Annotated in this window: 18 protein-coding genes and 1 pseudogene; 10 read left to right on the forward strand and 9 right to left on the reverse strand. The window is 60.9% G+C overall.

Annotation, left to right across the window (positions count from 1 at the left end; all coding sequences use genetic code 11):
* Positions 1 to 41: 41 nt before the first annotated feature.
* Positions 42 to 1,217: an ABC transporter substrate-binding protein gene (locus tag RPMA_RS25885; protein ID WP_211913830.1), complete on the reverse strand. Its 1,176-nt coding sequence runs from the start codon at positions 1,215 to 1,217 to the stop codon at positions 42 to 44.
* Positions 1,218 to 1,518: 301 nt separating this feature from the next.
* Between RPMA_RS25885 and RPMA_RS25890 the strand changes: the two genes are divergently transcribed.
* Both RPMA_RS25890 and RPMA_RS25895 read left to right on the forward strand, forming a co-directional pair.
* Entirely contained in the window at positions 1,519 to 2,241 is a 723-nt protein-coding gene (locus RPMA_RS25890) for a thermonuclease family protein (protein ID WP_249225418.1), read from the forward strand.
* A gap of 53 nt (positions 2,242 to 2,294) precedes the next feature.
* Complete coding sequence (locus RPMA_RS25895; protein ID WP_211910501.1) at positions 2,295 to 3,767, forward strand: M48 family metalloprotease; 1,473 nt, start codon at positions 2,295 to 2,297, stop codon at positions 3,765 to 3,767.
* A gap of 196 nt (positions 3,768 to 3,963) precedes the next feature.
* Here the strand turns inward: RPMA_RS25895 and RPMA_RS25900 are convergent, their stop codons facing one another.
* The 5 genes and pseudogenes from RPMA_RS25900 to RPMA_RS25920 all read right to left on the reverse strand — a co-directional run bounded on the left by RPMA_RS25900 (position 3,964) and on the right by RPMA_RS25920 (position 10,910).
* Positions 3,964 to 5,190 (reverse strand): CarD family transcriptional regulator, encoded by a 1,227-nt coding sequence (locus RPMA_RS25900; protein ID WP_249225420.1) that lies wholly within the window; start codon positions 5,188 to 5,190, stop codon positions 3,964 to 3,966.
* 305 nt (positions 5,191 to 5,495) lie between these two features.
* Positions 5,496 to 5,834 carry a ferredoxin FdxA gene (gene fdxA, locus RPMA_RS25905; RefSeq protein WP_211910503.1) on the reverse strand — a complete coding sequence of 113 codons (339 nt, stop codon included), beginning with the start codon at positions 5,832 to 5,834 and terminating at the stop codon, positions 5,496 to 5,498.
* Between the two features lie 153 nt (positions 5,835 to 5,987).
* Positions 5,988 to 6,256, reverse strand: a pseudogene (locus tag RPMA_RS25910) (RNA-binding S4 domain-containing protein).
* A 26-nt stretch (positions 6,257 to 6,282) separates the two neighbouring features.
* Entirely contained in the window at positions 6,283 to 9,666 is a 3,384-nt protein-coding gene (locus RPMA_RS25915; protein ID WP_211910505.1) for a helicase-related protein, read from the reverse strand.
* Between the two features lie 425 nt (positions 9,667 to 10,091).
* The gene (locus RPMA_RS25920) at positions 10,092 to 10,910 is read right to left on the reverse strand and encodes a DUF3108 domain-containing protein (protein WP_211910507.1); all 819 of its coding nucleotides are present in this window, start codon (positions 10,908 to 10,910) and stop codon (positions 10,092 to 10,094) included.
* 311 nt (positions 10,911 to 11,221) lie between these two features.
* On the opposite strand from RPMA_RS25920, the gene RPMA_RS25925 reads away from it, so the two are divergent.
* From RPMA_RS25925 to RPMA_RS25945, 6 genes are all read left to right on the forward strand, one after another.
* Positions 11,222 to 11,374 (forward strand): hypothetical protein, encoded by a 153-nt coding sequence (locus RPMA_RS25925; protein ID WP_211910508.1) that lies wholly within the window; start codon positions 11,222 to 11,224, stop codon positions 11,372 to 11,374.
* On the forward strand, positions 11,358 to 11,654 hold the full coding sequence (gene rpmB / locus RPMA_RS25930) for a 50S ribosomal protein L28 (protein ID WP_211910510.1): 297 nt from the start codon (positions 11,358 to 11,360) through the stop codon (positions 11,652 to 11,654). Before RPMA_RS25925 ends, rpmB begins: the two co-directional genes overlap by 17 nt.
* A gap of 255 nt (positions 11,655 to 11,909) precedes the next feature.
* Entirely contained in the window at positions 11,910 to 12,845 is a 936-nt protein-coding gene (locus RPMA_RS25935) for an ABC-three component system protein (protein ID WP_211910511.1), read from the forward strand.
* A complete protein-coding gene (locus RPMA_RS28620; RefSeq protein ID WP_408056475.1) occupies positions 12,829 to 13,068 on the forward strand; it encodes an ABC-three component system middle component 8 in 240 nt (79 codons plus the stop codon). The genes RPMA_RS25935 and RPMA_RS28620 overlap by 17 nt, the downstream gene beginning before the upstream one ends.
* Positions 12,965 to 14,887, forward strand: a complete 1,923-nt coding sequence (locus RPMA_RS25940; protein WP_211910513.1) for a DUF2326 domain-containing protein — start codon at positions 12,965 to 12,967, stop codon at positions 14,885 to 14,887. The genes RPMA_RS28620 and RPMA_RS25940 overlap by 104 nt, the downstream gene beginning before the upstream one ends.
* An 18-nt stretch (positions 14,888 to 14,905) precedes the next feature.
* Positions 14,906 to 15,118 carry a DUF2283 domain-containing protein gene (locus tag RPMA_RS25945; protein WP_211910520.1) on the forward strand — a complete coding sequence of 71 codons (213 nt, stop codon included), beginning with the start codon at positions 14,906 to 14,908 and terminating at the stop codon, positions 15,116 to 15,118.
* A gap of 118 nt (positions 15,119 to 15,236) precedes the next feature.
* Here the strand turns inward: RPMA_RS25945 and RPMA_RS25950 are convergent, their stop codons facing one another.
* Positions 15,237 to 15,416, reverse strand: coding sequence for a hypothetical protein (locus RPMA_RS25950; protein ID WP_211910522.1), 180 nt, complete (start codon positions 15,414 to 15,416; stop codon positions 15,237 to 15,239).
* A gap of 264 nt (positions 15,417 to 15,680) precedes the next feature.
* Between RPMA_RS25950 and RPMA_RS25955 the strand changes: the two genes are divergently transcribed.
* Positions 15,681 to 16,004, forward strand: coding sequence for a PepSY domain-containing protein (locus RPMA_RS25955; protein ID WP_249225424.1), 324 nt, complete (start codon positions 15,681 to 15,683; stop codon positions 16,002 to 16,004).
* A gap of 262 nt (positions 16,005 to 16,266) precedes the next feature.
* Here RPMA_RS25955 and RPMA_RS25960 read toward each other — a convergent pair whose 3' ends face one another.
* A complete protein-coding gene (locus tag RPMA_RS25960; RefSeq protein ID WP_211910524.1) occupies positions 16,267 to 16,899 on the reverse strand; it encodes an HAD-IA family hydrolase in 633 nt (210 codons plus the stop codon).
* Between the two features lie 126 nt (positions 16,900 to 17,025).
* Positions 17,026 to 17,964 (reverse strand): AraC family transcriptional regulator, encoded by a 939-nt coding sequence (locus tag RPMA_RS25965; protein ID WP_211910526.1) that lies wholly within the window; start codon positions 17,962 to 17,964, stop codon positions 17,026 to 17,028.
* Positions 17,965 to 18,229: 265 nt separating this feature from the next.
* Here RPMA_RS25965 and RPMA_RS25970 point away from each other — a divergent pair, with 265 nt between their 5' ends.
* Complete coding sequence (locus RPMA_RS25970; protein WP_211910528.1) at positions 18,230 to 18,928, forward strand: SDR family NAD(P)-dependent oxidoreductase; 699 nt, start codon at positions 18,230 to 18,232, stop codon at positions 18,926 to 18,928.
* Positions 18,929 to 18,964 lie beyond the last annotated feature (36 nt).

Genomic DNA, 18,964 nt, shown 5'->3' on the forward strand with positions numbered 1-18,964 from the left:
TTTCTTGTTATTGATCGTCCGGCAAGCCTCGACCGCGACGGTTACTTCTTCACCAGCGAGCAGCGCGATGCTTCGAGCGGCTGGAATGCCTGATCGGCCGGAACAGTGGCGGAGAGCTTGTAATAGTCCCAACGCCCCTTGGATTCCGACGGCTTCTTCACTTCGAACAGGTAGAAGTCATGAACCATGCGGCCGTCATCACGGATCTTGCCGTTCTTCGCGAACATATCGTTGATCGGCGTATCCTTCATCAGCTTCATCACGGCCGCCGAGTCCGTCGAACCGGCCGCCTTCACGGCCTTCAGATAGTGCAGCACGGACGAATAGACGCCGGCCTGTGCCGATGTCGGCACGCGGCCTTTGTTGCGCGCCTGGAAGCGCTTGGTGAAAGCGCGGGTCTCGTCATTGAGATCCCAATAAAACGCCTCGGCGAGGATCAGGCCCTGTGCAGTGTCGAGACCGACACTGTCGATGTCGGAGATAAAGGCCAGCAGCGGCGACAGCTTCTGCCCACCGCTCTTGGTGAGGCCGAATTCGGCCGCCTGCTTGATGGCGGTGATGGTGTCGCCGCCGGCATTGGCGAGGCCGACGACCTTGGCCTTGGAGGATTGCGCCTGCAGCAGGAAGGACGAGAAATCCGCCGTGTTCAGCGGATGTTTGACGCTGCCCAGCACCTTGCCGCCCGCCTTGGTGACGACCGCCGTCGTATCTTTTTCCAGATCCTGCCCGAACGCATAGTCGGCCGACAGGAAGAACCAGCTGTCGAGACCATTCTTGACGGTGGCGAGACCGGTCACATTGGCTTGTGCGTAAGTATCGAACACATAGTGGATCGTGTAGGGACCACAGGCCTCATTGGTGAGGCGGATAGAGCCCGGACCGTTGAAGATGATGATCTTGTTGCGTGCGCGCGCGATCTCGCTCGCAGCCAGTGCCGTCGCCGATGCGGCGACGTCGATAATCGCCTCGACGCCCTGATTGTCGAGCATGTCACGCGCAATATTTGCCGAGAGATCGGCCTTGTTGAGATGGTCCGCAGCGACAATCTCGATCTTGCGGCCGAGCACTTCACCGCCGAAATCTTCCGCCGCCATCTTCGCGGCGAGTTCGCTGCCCGGTCCCGTGATGTCGGCATAGAGGCCCGACATATCGAGGATCGCGCCGAGCTTGAGCGGCTTGTTCTGCGCCATCGTCCCCGATGTCGCGGCCAGGATCATGGTCGATGCGAGCAGTCCGGATAGTAGTGCCTTGGTCTTCACGTAGTCCTCCCTCGTCGCGCAATTTCGCGCGGCATCTCATTGTTTAAATGATCATGCCGCAAGGGAACTGGAGCGGCAAGCCGCTGCAAAGCGAGACGTCGCGCAAGAATCGCTCAAAGGATGCAGCTGTTTCCGCAAAGCGGAATGGACGCGCGTGACGGCGCCGACATAGAGTTGCGGGTGACGGATGGGGCCGCCAATGCGTGTTACGCGAAAGATGCACGCGCGACGACGGGGAGCAGTCACCGCGCTACTGGCCATGTCCGTTGTTGCCTCAACACGTCCCTCGCAGGCGGCCTGTAACTTCCCCGAACAAGGTGCCGGACGCGTCACCCAGGTGATCGATGTCAGAACCATCCGCCTGGCCGACGGCGCCGAGATTCGCCTCGCCGGCGTCGAGCCTGCGCCAGACGACATCTCTGCCTCGGTCGCCCTCCCGCAGCTGGTCGATCGCGATGTCACTCTTCATGGGGACGCGGACAGCCCCGATCGCTATGGCCGTCAATCCGCCTTCGTCTTCATCGACGCGGCAGCCCCCTCCATACAGACCCAACTTCTCGCCTCGGGCGCAGTCCTTGCGTCGGGAACCGTAAGCGAGCGTAACTGCGCGGCGGAACTCGCGGCTACCGAAGCCGCCGCCAGAGGCGCCAAAAGAGGCATTTGGGCCAGAGACGGTGTCATCAAAAACGCCGCAATTCCCGGCGATATTCTGGCGCAGTTGGGGCGTTTCGTCGTGGTCGAAGGACGTGTTTTGTCCGTCCGGGAGGCCGGCAGCACGACTTATCTCAATTTTGGCCGTCGCTGGACACGGGACTTTGCCGTGACTATTTCAAGGCGCATGATGCCTGCCTTCTCTGGGGCGGGTGTCGCGCTCAAGTCTCTTGAACGGCGACGCGTTCTTGTGCGTGGATGGGTTGAGAGCCGCGGCGGGCCAAGGATCGAGGCACGCCATGTGGGGCAGATCGAGGTGGTCGGGGACTAAATGACCACCAGGCAGGACAAAGCGACGTGACGGGAGTGGGACGGCAAATCAACATGAGCCGCCGCCTTTGGGCTGCGCCGGCTTTGCTATGCACGGTCCTTTCGCTGCCGGGTTGTGGTGACACCAGCCGCTTCGAGGTCGCGTCCACCGCGGTGAAGCCATCCGCGCCCGCCAAACCGCTCAAGCCGACGGTCGTCCAGACCCCAGCTGCCGAGAAAGAGCACGAACGCATCCTGGCGTCCTATGGCGGCTCCTATGACGATCCCCGGCTGGAAGCGCTCATTTCAAAAACGGTCGATCGCCTGGTCGCGGTCTCCGAGCGGCCCGACCTGCCCTACAAGGTCACGATCCTCAATTCCGGCGCGGTCAACGCCTTCGCGCTGCCCACCGGACAGCTCTACGTGACCCGCGGACTGGTTGCGCTCGCCAGCGACACATCCGAACTCTCGTCCGTGCTCTCGCACGAAATGGCGCATGTCCTGGCCAAGCATGCCTCGATCCGCGAGGAGCAGGCCCGGCAGGCGTCGGTGGTCACCCGCGTCGTTTCCGACATGGGGACCGACCCCGATCTGACGGCGCTGGCGCTGGCCAAATCGAAGCTCACGATGGCGAGCTTCTCGCGCGCTCAGGAATTCGAAGCGGATGCCATCGGCGTCGGCATTTCGGCCCGCGCGCAATTCGATCCATTCGGCGCGTCCCGTTTCCTGTCGGCGATGGAACGCAACGCTGCGCTGAAAGCGAGCCGCACGCCGCTGGACCCGCGGACGCAGGACTTCCTGTCGTCGCATCCGGCCACGCCGGAACGTGTGCAAAATGCACAGGCCAACGCCCGGCAATATACATCGCCGAATGGCGCCAATGGCGAACGCGACCGCGAAACCTATCTCGCCGCGATCGACGGCATCGTCTATGGCGAAGATCCGAGCGAAGGCTTCGTGCGCGGCCGTCGCTTCCTCCATCCGAAGCTCGGCTTCACATTCCAGGCGCCGGATGCCTACACGCTCGACAATACGGCACAGGCCGTGATCGGCGTGCGCGAGGGCGGCAATCAGGCCATGCGCTTCGACGTGGTCCGCGTGCCGTCGGAGCAATCGCTGAGCGACTATCTCAATTCCGGATGGATGGAGAATGTCGATAAGGCCACCACCGAAGACGTCACCATCAACGGCTTCCCCGCTGCAACCGCGCTCGCACGCGGCGATCAGTGGCAATTCCGTGTCTATGCGTTGCGCTTCGGCAGCGACGTCTACCGCTTCATTTTTGCTGCCAAGCAGAAGACCAATGAGAGCGAGCGCAATGCCCGCGAGACCGTCAATTCCTTCCGTCGCCTGACGCTGGCCGAAATCCAGGCGGCACGTCCGCTGCGCATCAAGGTGATCAACGTGCAGCCCGGCGATACCGTGGAATCGCTGTCGCACCGCATGAGCGGCGTCGATCGCCCGCTGGAGCGTTTTCGCGTGATGAACGGTCTCGAGGCCAATGCCCAGGTGAAACCACGCGATCGCGTAAAGATCGTGGTGGATTGAGTGCGGCACACCTGCTCTGCACTCACATGTCTTCACCCGCGAAAGCGGGTGATCCAGTAGACACTGTATGCTGTGGTGTTTACTGGATCGCCCGGTCGAGCCGGGCGACGACAAACTGTGCGGAAACGCAACACGTGACTCAACAAAAAAGCCCGGCTGCAAGCCGGGCTTTTGAATTCTCGCGTCATGCCGCCGCTTACGCGGCTTCATCCTCGGCGACATCTTCATCGCCATCATCGTTGTCGTCCGAACCGGCCTCGGCATCTTCAGCCTTGGCACCGCGGCGCGGGCTCTTGGCGAGCTGGCCTTCGATCTCCTTGATCGCTTCGGTCTCGGTGATGTGCTGCACAACAGCGATTTCACGCGACAGGCGATCGAGCGCCGCTTCATACAGCTGGCGTTCGCTATAGGACTGCTCGGGCTGCGATTCCGAACGGAACAGATCGCGGACCACTTCGGCAATCGCGACGATGTCGCCCGAATTGATCTTCGCTTCATATTCCTGAGCACGACGCGACCACATAGTGCGCTTGATGCGGGCACGGCCCTTCAGGGTTTCCAGCGCCTTCTTCACCAGTGCCGGCTCCGAAAGCTTGCGCATGCCGACATTGATGACCTTCGCGGTGGGAACGCGCAGGGTCATCTTGTCCTTCATGAAATTGATGACGAACAGTTCGAGCTTGGCGCCCGCGATTTCCTGCTCCTCGATGGCGAGGATCTGACCAACGCCATGCGCGGGATAGACCACATATTCGTTGGTCTTGAAGCCCTGACGCTGGGTCGCCGTCTTCTTCGGCTCCTCGGCGCGCGGGGCCGGAGCGACCGGCTTCGCTGCCACCGGCTTCTCGGCTGCAGCAAGCTTGGCCTGCTCCTTGGCGGCAGCGGCCTTCATGGCAGACGCGGTGGTGTTCGGCGCAAACGACTTCTCGGTGCGCGGCTTTTCCGCCGCCAGCTTGGCAGCAGCGGCCTTGATCGCAGCAGGCTTCACGGCAGTCTTGGAAGCAGCAGTCTTCGGAGCAGAGGCCTTGGCAGCAGATTTCTCGGCGACAGGCTTCTCGGCGGAAGGCTTCTCGGCAGAAGGCTTGGCAGTCTTGTTCGGCATTTCACTTCTTTTGTTCTGGGCGGACTCGGGCGCGACGACCTTGATCGCAGGAGCCTTCACACCAGAGGTCTTGGTTGGCGCCGTTTTCGCTACCGGGGCCTTGGCTGCCTGCGTCTTGGCTGCAGGAGCCTTGACGGGAGAAGCCTTAACCGGAGCTTTGGCTGCAGGCGCCTTGGCCGAAGCCTTGGTCGTCGAAGCCTTGACTGGCGGAACCTTGGCCGTGGTGCGGGTCGTCGTCCGTGTGTCCTTGACAGGGGGCCGTGCAGGGCCTTTGCTCACGCTGCGCTTGCTCGCACCAGCCTTGCTGGCAGTCGCGCTCACCGCAGCCGTCTTCTTCGAAGGCTTAGAGATACTCTTTTTACGCGTTTTCTGTGACACGGCCCGTGCGCGGCAACTACCACGCCCCTGTTTGATTTTTATAAAACGGGAACCCGGCAGGGCCAAAACGAGCGGCACCACACGGTCCAGCTTCTTGAATGTGCCTATAATAGCACATTTCCCGCAAAAATCAATGATTTATGCCCCCTTGAGACCGCCAGGCGGCCGCGAAGCGGTCATAATCAAGGTCAGGGTAAATTTCCGGTCGTCAAAGGTATTTAGATGACATAGGGCTTTAAAGATAGCCCTTAATCGCCTTTGCCTGGCGCCGCCGAGAAGAACTTTTCATACTTGCCTTCCTGGCCGTCGAATTCCTCGGCTTCGGGCAGTTGATCGATCTTCTGGGTGATGTTCGGCCACTTCTTGGCGTGCTCCAGATTGATCTGCAGCCACTTCTCGATATTGCCTTCAGTGTCGGGCTTGATCGCGTCAGCCGGGCATTCAGGCTCGCACACGCCGCAATCGATGCATTCGTCCGGATGGATGACCAGCATGTTCTCGCCCTCGTAGAAGCAATCCACGGGGCACACCTCGACGCAGTCGGTGTACTTGCACTTGATGCAGTTGTCGGTGACGACGTAAGTCATCCAGAACTCCGGAAACGATCTAAATTCGACGGTTGCGTAGCGCACCCACCCCCTTGCCGCAAGACATGCGGCCGGATTGGATCAGTGCGTTTCCATCATTGAGAAGGATTTTGCCACGAACCGGCTCTGGTCGGGCCTTTCCACCTTAACTAGTTACTCCGGCGGATGTTGCAAATCCGTATAGAGCACCCGGGCCGCGATTGCATCCCCCGACGCTCGGAAAATGCCGCGACCTTCATCACCCGGATCGCCTGATCCAGGGTGACGGTAATCACATCGCCGATCTTGATGCCGTGGCCGGGCGACTTCTGCCGCTCGCCATTTACCCGGACCTTGCCGCCCTCGACCAGCGCAGCGGCACTTGTGCGGGCTTTGACCACCCGCACATGCCACAGCCATTTGTCGAGACGCTGTCGGTCCAATCAGCACCGCATCAAGCGCGAGAAATTCATTCCTTGGTGCCCAGCTGCTCCTTGAGCGCAGCGAGCTTGGCAAAAGGCGAATTCGGATCCATGGCGCCGCCGCGATCCCGCGGTGAGGCGCTCGATGCGAATGGGCGCGTGGCACCGCCACGATCCCTGTCGCGACCACCTTCACGGCCCTTGTCGCCACCGAACTTGCCCTTGCCGCCCCCGAAGCGCTGATCGCGCGGCGGACGCCCACCGCCCTTGTCATTGCGATCGCCACGGGCTTCGCGATTCGGTGCACCACCACCCGGCGCATCGCTGCGCGGACGGCGGAAATCCTTGCCACCACCGCTGCGGTCGCCATCGCGGTCGCGACGGCCACCATTGTTGCGATCCGGGCGATTGCCGCGCTGACCGTCAGCGACGGCACCTTCGGCCTGGCCGGCCGGGGCCGCAGCCTGGCCGGCATTGTTATCGCGGCGGTGATGGTTGCGGTTACGGTCATGACGCGGTGGACGGCGTTCGTCGGAACGGCCACCGGGGCGCCAGACTTCGACCATTTCGGGCTCGGCCGGTGCCGCGGCTTCGGCGGCAGGCGCATCTGCATCGGCAGCAGCCGTCTCGGCAGGAGCAGCCTCCGCGGCTGCAGCTTCAACCGGGGCAGCTTCCGCAGGCGCTTCAACCACCGGCTCGCTCGCGACCGGCGACACGTCCGGCAGCAGCGATGCAGACGATGGAGCGGCAGTCTCTTCCGCGACGGGAGCTTCAGCGGCTTCCGTAACTTCGACCTGCGCGACCGGCTCTGCAGCAACAGCCTCACCGGCCGGCGCAGCTTCCGGACCGGCATCAGCCTGTGCGGCATCGGACACAGGCGCATCGGTGGCGGCTTCCACCTTGGCATCTGCCGTCGCAGCTTCGATCGGCGTCGTCGCAGCCAGCGGCTTCGGCGGTGCAGGCGGCAGCGCCGGCTTCTTCTCCATGCGATAGCCCAGCGCACGCAGGATCGAGGCAAAGTCTTCGCCGGCCGAACCCGTCAGCGAGGTCATCGCCTGGGTCACAGTGAAGCTGCGGCCGTCATAGGCACCCGCCGGCTTCTCGCCCGGCGAATTCTCGCGCCACGACAAAGCGGGACGGATCAGATCGGCAAGACGTTCGAGAATATCGACGCGCACCGCACGCTCGCCGGCATGGCGATAGCCGAGCACGCGATAGGCGTCGCGGCCGAGCACCTTGTCGACGGGGAACGAGGTACGGCCGGAGCCGGCTAGGTGCTGCGCGCTGGACAGTGCGGACATATCGACATTGTCCTGCTTCAGCGCCCACAGCAGCGCTGCGAGCGAACGCGCGGCCGGCTTCAGCAGGTTCGGGAAATAGATGTGATAGGCGCCGAATCGGACGCCATATTTGCGCAGCACGGCGCGCGACGGCTGATCGAGATCCTTCATCTCGGCGGCGATCTTCTGCCGCTCGAGCACGCCGAGCGCTTCATTGAGCTGGAAGGCGATGCCGCGCGCGATGCCGGTGACGTCTTCGGCCTTTGCGAGTTCAAACAGCGGCGCGAGCAGCTTTTCGATATGCGTCTTCAGGAACAGATCGAGACGGGCCTGCACGGCATCACGCGGCGCGCCGGTGAGGCGCTCGTCGGCGATGATGCGGAGGCGCGGATGCAGCACGTCATCGGCGGCGACCAGCTTCGCGACCGCATCACCGGTCCAGCGCAGCGTGCCGTCGGATGTCAGCACCAACTGATCGTCCGGCGCGTTGGAGAGCTTCTCTGCGCGCGCGTCGATCTCGCCGGCCAGCGCTTTCGACGCTGCGGCCTGCAAGGCCTTCGCATCGGAGCCGGCTTCGGCCGTATCGGGCAAGAATGTAAAACCGTCGAGCCGGCCAATCGTGTGGCCCTCGACAACAACTTCGCCCGTCTTACCAATTTCAGTATTCAGCATCGTGTTTTCCCGCAAGCGGCGCATCAATACACTGGTACGACGATCAACGAAACGCTCTGTAAGCCTCTCATGAAGGGCATCTGACAGTTTATTTTCCAGTTCACGGGAGATTCCCTGCCAATGTTCGGCATCTGCGAGCCAATCAGGACGATTTGCCACAAAGGTCCAGGTCCGAATCTGCGCAATCCGGCCTGACAGTGTGTCGATATCGCCGTCGGTGCGGTCCGCCTGCGCAATCTGGGCGCCGAACCACGCATCGGGGATGCGGCCGCGCTTCATCAGGAAATTGAAGATCGTCACCACCAGCTCCGCATGTGCGGCGGGCGCGACGCGGCGGTAATCCGGAATCTGGCAGGCATCCCACAGTTTCTCGACGGCATCCTTGCCCTGCGCCATCTCGCGCACGTCAGGATCTCGTGCCGCATGATCGAGGACACGTAAATCCTCGGCAATTGGCGCACGTGTCAGGGCCTCATGGCGCGGCGACAGCGCGAGCGAGACCTGAAGGGCCGCAATCGATGAGAAATCCAGCTTCGAATTGCGCCATTGCAGCACTTTGACGGGATCGAAGATGTGGTTCTGCAACTGGTTGACCAGTTCGGGCTCGAACGGCTCGCAGCGGCCCGTGGTGCCAAAAGTCCCATTGCGCGTGGCGCGGCCGGCGCGGCCGGCGATCTGGGAAAATTCGGACGGCGTGAGGCGGCGGAACTGGTAACCGTCATATTTGCGGTCAGAGGCGAAGGCGACGTGATCGACGTCCAGATTCAGGCCCATGCCCACGGCATCGGTGGCGACGAGATAGTCCACATCGCCGGTCTGGAACATCTCGACCTGGGCATTTCGCGTGCGCGGCGAGAGACTTCCCAGCACCACGGCAGCGCCGCCGTGCTGGCGCTTGATCAGCTCGGCGATGGCGTAAACTTCATCGGCCGAAAACGCGACAATGGCGGTGCGGCGCGGCTGGCGGGTGATCTTGCGGTCGCCGGCGAATTCCAGCGTGGACAGCCGCGGACGGGTTACGATGTTGATTCCAGGGAGTAATTTCTCGACGATCGGACGCATCGTGGCGGCGCCGAGCAGTAGCGTTTCGTCGCGGCCGCGGCGGTTCAGAATCCGGTCGGTGAACACATGGCCGCGTTCGAGGTCGGCGGCGATCTGGATTTCGTCCACGGCCAGGAACGAGACGTCGAGATCGCGCGGCATCGCCTCGACGGTGGAGACCCAATAGCGCGGCTTGGACGGCTTGATCTTCTCCTCGCCGGTGACCAGCGCGACGGCTTCCGGCCCGACGCGGGCGAGGATCTTGTTATAGACCTCGCGCGCCAGCAGGCGCAGCGGAAGGCCAATGATCCCGGAGGGATGCGCGAGCATCCGCTCGATGGCGAGATGGGTCTTGCCGGTATTGGTGGGGCCGAGGACGGCGGTGACGCCGGCGCCGGGCGCCCGGCCTGTGCCGAGCGGAGAATTCGAAAAGGCCATGGTTTTCAAGTATTTCCGAGCGGCCTTCTGTCAAGGCAAGCGAGTTTGGGAACGACTCCGGAACGAAACCGGCCCGAATCGGTGACTCCGCACCGGCTGGGCCCGTTCACCCCCAAGATGTCGCGGCGAGCGCCCTAAGTCCTCACTAGATCAAGTTTGTGACAGGGCAACAAGGCCTGTGAATTCATGTTGAAAACGCCGAGTCCTGCGGACTCCGAATGGCAAAAGAGTCAACTGCGCTTCGGTGCCGCCGGTTGGCCTATCTGAGATAGTGTTCCGGCTCGCGCGCGCACGTTTTGCAGCAGCGTCGCAGACCCGTAGGATGGGTAGAGCGAAGCGAAACCCATCCCCGCAAGCACCGGAGCCCGCGATGATGGGTTTCGCTCCGGCGCCACGCGCCTGCGCTCTACCCATCCCACGAATGCTCAATTCGTCTTCGCCACCGCCTTGGGTGGCGCGGCCGTGGTCACGAACTCCGTCGCTTCCAGCATGGCCTGGCCGAGCGGGGTCGGGATCGTCACGCGATAGGGCACCAGCACGCGGGTGCCGGCGACGGGCACCAGCCACGCCTCCATATTGCGCTGGGCGGCGAGATATTTGATGGCGGCGCGGTCCGGCGCGTAGCCGGCGATGGGCGTGAAATAGACGGCGCAGACGATGGCCGGGCCGTGATAGCCCTTCTCGGCCTTCACCTGCTCCATCCGCTTGTAATCGAGCTTGATGTCATAGCGCATGCGGCCGTCGAAGATCGACGTGCCGGTGCGGCAACTGTCCGGCGCCAGCACATTGCCGGTGCCGGCCACGGTGAGCAGCGAGCCGGTCATGGGATCGATCACATTGCGCCGATGCGCATCGGTGACCGGGATCCGATCGGGATCTGCCGGCGGCTCCGGCTCGATGGAATACTCTTTCACATAGCCCAGCGCGATCTGCATCTTGATCGCTTCGGACTTCTTCGCCGAGGTGGTGGTGGCGGAATAATTGGTGGGGCCGAGCTGGCCCGCGACCACGCGGCCCTGCGCCTGGCCGAAGCCGGAGCCGCCGGAAAACGCCTTCAAGAGACCCGCGGTGCCGCCGGTCGCCGCCGCGCTGTATTGATCCTCGGTGATGTCAATGGCCCAGGTGCCCTTGCCCACCGGAATGCCGGCGAGGCTGGCTTCATATTTTGCCTCGACCTTGCCCTGTGCCGCAGCTGGCCGGGCCAGGCCGAGCAGCGCGGCCGTGAGGCCGACAGCGCCCGCCATCAGCAGGCGCGCGCGCGCAGGCGACCTGGTGACGCGAAGCCCGGCGCAAAAATGTCGGCGGCCTCGGTGATCTCCCTGGCAGTCCACGTCCTGGCAGTCCACGTCGCGTCTCACCTTGCATGATCCGGGCATGGCCATCGTGTCCGGCCGGAATACGTCCTTTATATGATGGGAACCGCGCGGCTTTCCAACGCCCCTGCGGCGTTTCGGGCCAGTTCCCTGTGGTATCCGCCCGCGGGAGCGGCTATAGAACCGGCACTGCCACCGCGGTCGCCCTTTCAGGGCGGGCCGGGATGAGGCGCAAGTCCTGAATGCATGTCATTCTCGTGACTCGCCTTGACGTGAGCAGCCCAAAACCCTATACGTCCGCGGCTCCTGAAATGGACGTGATTTTTGAACCCCTGCCCGGCTTTGTGCTGCAGGCGGGGATGACAGAGGATTTTCGCCATGTCCCGGCGTTGTGAACTGACACTGAAGGGCCCGCAGGTCGGCCACAAGGTGAGCCATTCGAACATCAAGACCAAGCGCCGGTTTCTGCCGAACCTGGTCAATGTGACCTTCATCTCCGACGCGCTCGGCCGCGGCGTGCGCCTGCGCGTCTCCGCCAATGCCGTGAAGTCGGTGGACCACCGCGGTGGTTTCGACGCCTATCTGATCGCAGCGAAGGAGCACGAGCTCTCCGCCAAGGCCGTGCTGCTCAAGCGCGCCATCGAGAAGAAGACCTCGGAAGCCAAGGCTGCCTGATGCAGAGGGCGGCGCGAGCCGCCTGAGCTGAGGATGCCGCGCTAATCAGGCGCAGCTTCGTATAGAACTAACAAAACGGCCGGATCGCGAGATCCGGCCGTTTTGCTTGAAATCGACTCATCAGTAGCGCTCGGTGGAGAATATGAAGCGCACTCATTTTACCGCTTGTCTGCATCCGGTAGCACACGTTACGGTTTATTATATTATTCGTAGTTGCTTCGCCACCTTCGCATAACAAACAGTTGCAGATCAGTCGTGCGACGAACCTTTCCTTTTAATGATCTTGGTGACGATGAGTTTGAAAGCCTCATTGCGGCAATCTGTCACCACATTCTCGGCACCGGCACGATGACATTCGCTGCTGGCCGCGATGGTGGACGCGACGCTGCGTTTACCGGGGCGGCATCAAAATTTCCCAGCAGCTCGTCTCCTCTTAGTGGCAAGTTCATCGTTCAAGCAAAGCACACGAGCAATCCAGCTGCGTCCTGTTCTGATCGGGAGTTCGCAAAAATTCTCGAGGGAGAGCACCCAAAGATCATTCAATTGATCAAGGACGGCGAGCTCGAACACTATATCATCTTCACGAATCGCAAGAAGGCAGCGACGCGCGGGACTGCCATTGAGAAAGAACTGCGTAAACTTGGCCTCAGGTCTGCACATCTTGCTGGCATCGAACAGCTTCGAGATTGGCTTACACTTCACCCCACTGTCTGGCAAAATTTGGGGTTCGATCGTTTTGAGACAGCGCTACGTATCCAAATATCTGACATTACCGACGTAATCTCTGGATTTCATGCACTGATCTCGACTGGCAAGACTGCACCAAGTGACGGCACGAATTTCACATATGTGCCGAAGCCTCAAAAGAATAAGATCAACAAACTTAGCCAAGCCTACTTCAACGAGATGCTCGAAAGATCGCTGCCCTACTTCAAGTCGATCGAAGACTTCTTGAGTAACCCAAGAAACGTCGATTTTAAAGATCAGTACGAAGACACAGTGGACGAAATCCGTCGAAAGCTCCTTACCGCATCACCGCCGTTCGCTTCTTTCGACGATGCTCTGACCCACATCATCGATCAGGTCACAGCGAACAACCCTGCACTGCACAAAAAGAGGCGTTTCGCAGCGATATTCCTCCACTACATGTATTACACCTGTGACCTGGGCCAACATGCTGACACCGTCTAAACACCTCGACCTTGCGAAGAGCCCGCTACGCGTTGCTAGCGAGATCCTAGCTGAACTGCGCCGTCGGAGGGTGATGAGTTATGAAAGCGTAACAAAGCTCGTCAAAAAAAGAGCTGGCGATGATAGCGACGCGGTCGTCGCTCCAGCGCTTAGCTTTCTCTTTCTTCTTGGCCGCATCGAATACCACTCGATCAACGATTCTTTCGAGTATCGAGTACACTGAAAGAAAAGTCGTGCAACTAAACCGACTGTACTCAAACCTCAATTCTCTTTTCACGCCGATCCATTTCAATGCGGCCAAAGATGCACGCCTATTAAACGTCATATTCGCAGAAGTCCGACGCAAGAAATCCAAGAAATCCGACTCTCACAACCTCGGAAAAACTACGCTCATTGAGTTGATTGACTTCATGCTTCTGAAGGAAATCACCGGAAGCGACCATTTTCTCGAGAAACACAAAGAACGCTTCCATAACTTCAATTTCTGCATGGAGATAGCGCTCCACGATGGCGGATTTGCCACCGTGTGCAGATCGGTTTCTCAACCGACCCAAATCAGTTTGAAGCGCTCTGTTGATAGCATTGAAAACTGCTTTCAGATCGCGGAAGACGAGTGGGACCATCGAGACGCGACGCTGTCGGCTGCACGAGACGCACTCAACGCGTATCTAAACCTAAAAATGGTTGCGCCTTGGGACTATCGTACGGGCGTCTCCTATTTCCTCCGAACACAGGCCGATTACACTGAATACTTTCAGATCCAAAAATTCATGCAAGGCAAAGATAGAGCCTGGAAACCGTATCTGGCTCGCATACTTGGACTGAATTACGAAGCAGTAGCCCATAAATATCAGATCGAAGATGAGATTTTAGACAAGCAAAGTGAGCAACAAAAGAAGATCGCAGAGATTGACCCAGACAATCAAGACCGCGGGGAATTAGTAACGCGAATAGCGATTGCACGCGACGAAATTTCAGAAGCGGAGCAGCGCCTCGACGGCTTTGACTTTCACGAAGCTGAACTTGAGATCAACAAACGCGTTGTAGATGCGGTCGAAGCACGTCTGAGCGAAATCTCTGAAAACCTCTATGACGTCGACGTCGATATAGCTCAACTCGAAAAATCAATTTCAGTTGGGATCAAGTTTGACATCAAGCGCATCGAACAGATCTTCACCGAAAGCGAACTCCTCCTACCTGCCTCTGTCACTCGGAGTTACGAAGAGCTGGTCGACTTCAACCGTAAGCTCACCAAGGAGCGAAACAAGGAACTGCGCGCGCGCCTAACCAAACTTAGGGATGAGCGAGATGGTCTTGTTATTGAACACAAGCGCCTGAGCGATGAACGCCAAAAGCTTTTCGCGATCGTTCAACAGGCAGACACGTTCCGCAAATACAAGGCATTGCAGAAGCAGCAATCTCTGAAACAGGCCAATCTCGCTTATTTAGAGGGACAATTGGCACGCGTTGACAACGTTGCTGATTTGGAAAGGTCGTTGCGCGAACTTCGAGGACGTCGCGATGCGGCAACGACCGCGATCGAAATCAGCTTGAGCCGCGGAAGCCCTATCAAGCAGAATATTACAATTCTCTTCAATCGCTACGTCGCAAGAATTCTGGACATCAACGGCGAGTTTATTGTGACCGGAAACTCATCCGGGAACTTAGAATTCGCTATTCGAACTAAAGATGTTACCGGCGGCGATACTAGCCAAGATCGCGGCCACTCTTATCACAGAACTCTTTGCGCACTATTTGACCTAGCCGTGCTGAAAGCACTTGAAGACACCCCCTTCTATCACTTCGTGTATCACGATGGCATTTTCGAGGGTTTCTCGAATGGCATGAAGCTTCGTATGCTGGACCTAATTCGGGAAGTCATCGGCAGTGGAAAAATCCAGTACATCTTTTCGATCATTGATGCCGACCTGCCGCGCGACGAGGATACAGAGCAACCAGTCAAATTCGCGACAGACGAAATAGTCCTAGAGTTGAACGATCAAGGCGATAGCGGTCGATTGTTCAAGATGCCGCCATTCTAACGAAACACTAGGCGCGCCATGAGGCTGCATTACTATCCCGAGACCGACAGTCTCTATATCGAACTCAAGGATGTTCCGGGCGCTGAAAGCCGGGAGATCGTGGCCGGGCTGGTGGTCGATCTCGACGCCAATGGCGATGTGGTCGGGTTCGATATTGATCAGGCGTCGGGCAAGCTCGATCTATCGAGCATCGAAACTGTGGCGCTACCGCAAGTGATTGCTGCGGAATAGTCCAAGAAATTCCCCTCACCCGAACTGCTTCGCAGTTCGACCTCTCTCCGGCGGGGACAGGTAATCGCGCGCCGATGCGGATTCGGCGTGGCGTCTCTTGATCTTAGTGAGCACTGCGTCAGTCATAAGTACGCTGGCGCGCTTGCCATGCACCGTTTCCAGCAGCTCCGCCGTCAGACGGTTCATCCGCTTTTTCGCCGACTTCTTTCCAGCTTTCGTCGCCATCGTGCACCTCGAACAAGTTGCGGCTCAGATGAAGCTGGCTTGGTCTAACCTTCGTCTTCTTGAAGCTGAGCATCTCGGCGCAGCTTCATGATAGCACTTAGGATGGGTTGAGCGTAGCGATACCCTTCACGGCCGGGCCTATGCGGTGATGGGTATCGCTGTCGCTCAACCCATACTACGGCTCCTGCGACTTACGCCCTCTTTCCCGCACCAAATCGCCCCATTTCCCCGCGGAACACCCGGCCATGCCCCGCGTTCGTATCCCCGGAGCGCTTGCCTTGTGCGGTGCACTTCGTCGTGCAGACGAATGAGACACGAATTCAAAAGGAGAAATCCGATGCAACAGATCCTGCGTAAAGCCCTGCTTCCGATGCTGGCTGTCGGCGCGTTCGCCACTGCCGTGCCGGCCATGGCCGCCGACGTCTATGTGCGCGATCGCGCGCCGCGCGCCGCCGTGGTGGCCCCGGTGCCGATGGGGCCGCTGACCGTCGAACAGGCGGTGCAGGTGGCCTATGGCATCGGCGTGGTCGAGGTGAAGGACACCCATTTCGACGGCGACGAATGGGAGATCAAGGGCCGCGATCGCTATGGCAAATGGATCGAGGTCGATATCGACGCGCGCACCGGTGAGGTGCGCAATGTGGATCGCTCGATTATTTGATGCGGGTGGGAGTGTGAGAGAAGGCGGCGCGCTGCGAGGCGCGCCGCTTTTTTGTTTGCGCGGAAGCCAATGGCCTCCCTCCCCCAAGCAGCGACGCTGCGCAGTGGGGAGGGTCCGCCGGCAGGCGGGGTGGGGTCTCTCCCCATGTGACGTCAGAGTTTGTGGAAGCACCCCACCCGTCTCGAAGCTCGCTGAACGCTCGCTTCGATCCACCCTCCCCGCTGCGCGGCTCCGCCGCTTGGGGGAGGGAAAAGGCCCGCAGCTAGCGCAGCTGCAATCCTGTCGCGGCTTCCAGTTCGTCCAGCGCCTGTGCGGCACTCGTCACCTTGATCGTCGTCATGCCCAGTTCGCGGGCGGGCTTGAGGTTGACGCCGAGGTCGTCGAGATAGACGCAGGCCCTGGGATCCACGCCGAGCTTGTCCGTCATCATCGTGTAGATGCGCGGATCGGGCTTGCGCAGGCCGATCTTGGCGCTTTCGATGACGTGATCGAACAGCACCATCACCTCCGCCACATAGAGCGCGCGGCCATCGGTTGAGCCCATCGCGTTCGCAGGGAGGTTGTTGGTGATGCAGCCGGTCTTGAAATTCGCCTTGAGGCGGCGGAGCGCTTCCACCATTTCGGGGCGGATCTCGCCCTTCAGCAGCTTCACCACCTCGCGGCCGCGGACTTCGGCGCCGAGCGCCTTGGATTCTTCGGCGAAGAGATTGTCAAAGGCATCGAGATCAATTTCGGCGCGTTCGAATTTCGCCCAGGCGTTCTCGAAGTGGTTCTGCGCATTGGTGCGGCGGATGATGTCCTTCGGGAGATTGTGCGTCGCCTCGTAATGCGCAAACGCCTCGAACGGCGATGAGGTGATGACGCCGCCGAAATCGAAGATCACTGCCGAGATCATGGATGCTCCCTTGTTTTATCCTCCCTTGTAGCCCGGATGGAGCGCAGTGCAATCCGGGGACCGGCGACATGTGGAAGCGCCGGTCCCCGCATGACGCTGCGCTCTGTGCGGGCTACGGGACGGAGCTCACTCCGCCGCGCGCTGCTCCAGTACGGCCATGCCGCTACGCGAGCCGAGGTCGCGCAGCGGCGATGCGCCATAGAGCCGGGCATATTCGCGGGAGAATTGCGACGGGCTTTGATAACCCACCGCGTAGCCGGCTGAGCCCACATCGAGACGCTCCACCAGCATCAGGCGGCGCGCTTCATGCAGGCGAAGCTGCTTCTGATACTGCATCGGCGTCATCGCGGTGATGGTCTTGAAATTATGATGCAGCGAACTTTCGCTCATGCCGACGCTGTCGGCGAGATCCTCGATGCGGAGCTGGCGCGCGTAGTTTTCCCGCAACCAGGCGATGGCTTTCGCCACCTTGTTGCTCGGGCTCTCGGCCAGCGCGATCTGGCGCAGGCGGGCGCCATAGGGGCCGACCAGCAGGCGATACAGCACCTCCTGCTCCAGCAGCGGCGCCATCACCGCGATATCCTGCGGGCGATCGAGCAGGCGGACCAAGCGCAGCGCGGCGTCCAAGAGATCATCGGACGCCTTGGCCACCGCGATGCCGCGTTCGGGCACGCTGGCGGCGGGCTGGGCAAAACCATGGATGCCACCATGGCCGAACCGGCCGAGCACATCGTGCAGCTGGCGGGGATCGATCACCATGCCGAGGCCCAGATGCGGCTCCTCCTCGCTGGCATCGACGATGCAGGAGGACACCGGCAGATCGAGCGAGACCAGGAGGTAATCGCCGGCCCCGTATTCATGGATCTCCTGGCCGAGCTGCAGCCGCTTGCTGCCCTGCACGACCAGGCCGAACATGGGCGATTGCGCGGTATGCGTCAGCTCGGTGGGGCAGGTCTGGCGCTTCAGATACAGGCCCCGAATCGGGGTCTGCATATCCGCGCTGGCGTTCCGGGCAATGATGTCGCGGAATTCGTTGATCCGGTCGAGCATGGACAAACCCCTCATGGTGCTGGCCTTTTGGGCCGTTTCGCATCTAGCAACGGCACCGCGGCAGGGGAATGGCGCCACGATCACATTTGCAGGATCGTGCATGACATCGGCAGGATCGCGCTAACGCTGCGGTGCGGTGGTTTGCGATAAGGGATGTGCGCCAGACCGGTGATCGCCGGGTTGCCCGAGGGCCCCCGGATCGCGGTGACGCCATCTCGTCTCTCTCACCGACATTTTTTCACGCGACACCTGCGTGAATATCAAAGACAGGGATCATGCCATGACACGATTGGCAGGAAAGGTTGCGCTCGTCACTCATGCAGGGAGCGGCATCGGCGCCGCCATCGCGCGCCGGCTCGCCGCCGAGGGCGCCTGCGTGGTGATCAGCCACACCGACGACGCCGAAGGCGCGGCGCGTCTCGTCGCCGACATCATCTGGCGCGGCGGTTGCGCCATGGCCGTGCAGGGCGACGTGGCGTTCTGGCCGGATGTGCGCCGGCTGTTCGAGGAAACCGCCGCGACATTCGGGCGGCTGGATATTCTGGTGAACGACGTTCGCACGATCGGGCCGGCGACGGAGGACACGCGGCGGCGCGATGAGATCAACCTGTTCGGCGCCATGCTGTTGAGCCAGGAGGCGATCCGGCTGTTCGGCAGCGATGGCGGCGCGATCATCAACCTCACCTCGCTGGCCCGCTGCGACCTCGCGCCCGATGCTGCGCCGGAGACGGCCATCGACACGCTGACGCTCGGCCTCGCCCGCGCCTTCACCAGCCGCAACATCCGCGTGCATGCGATTGCGCCGGGTGCGCTCGGCCCACAGGAGCCGGCGGGGATCGACGTGCTCGATGGCTCCGCGCGCAGCCGGCAATTCGTGGCGCTGCCCCGCCGCACCCCGCCGGACGACGTGGCAAAGCTGGTGGTCGACCTCGCCCGCGATCGGAGCGCCACCGATGCGCGCATGTTGGCTGCGAGCTGACGGCGCAGACGTCTGTTATTGGCGCTGTCGTTCCGC

The organism is Tardiphaga alba, assembly GCF_018279705.1.
In the GTDB taxonomy this organism is placed as follows: Bacteria; Pseudomonadota; Alphaproteobacteria; order Rhizobiales; family Xanthobacteraceae; genus Tardiphaga; species Tardiphaga alba.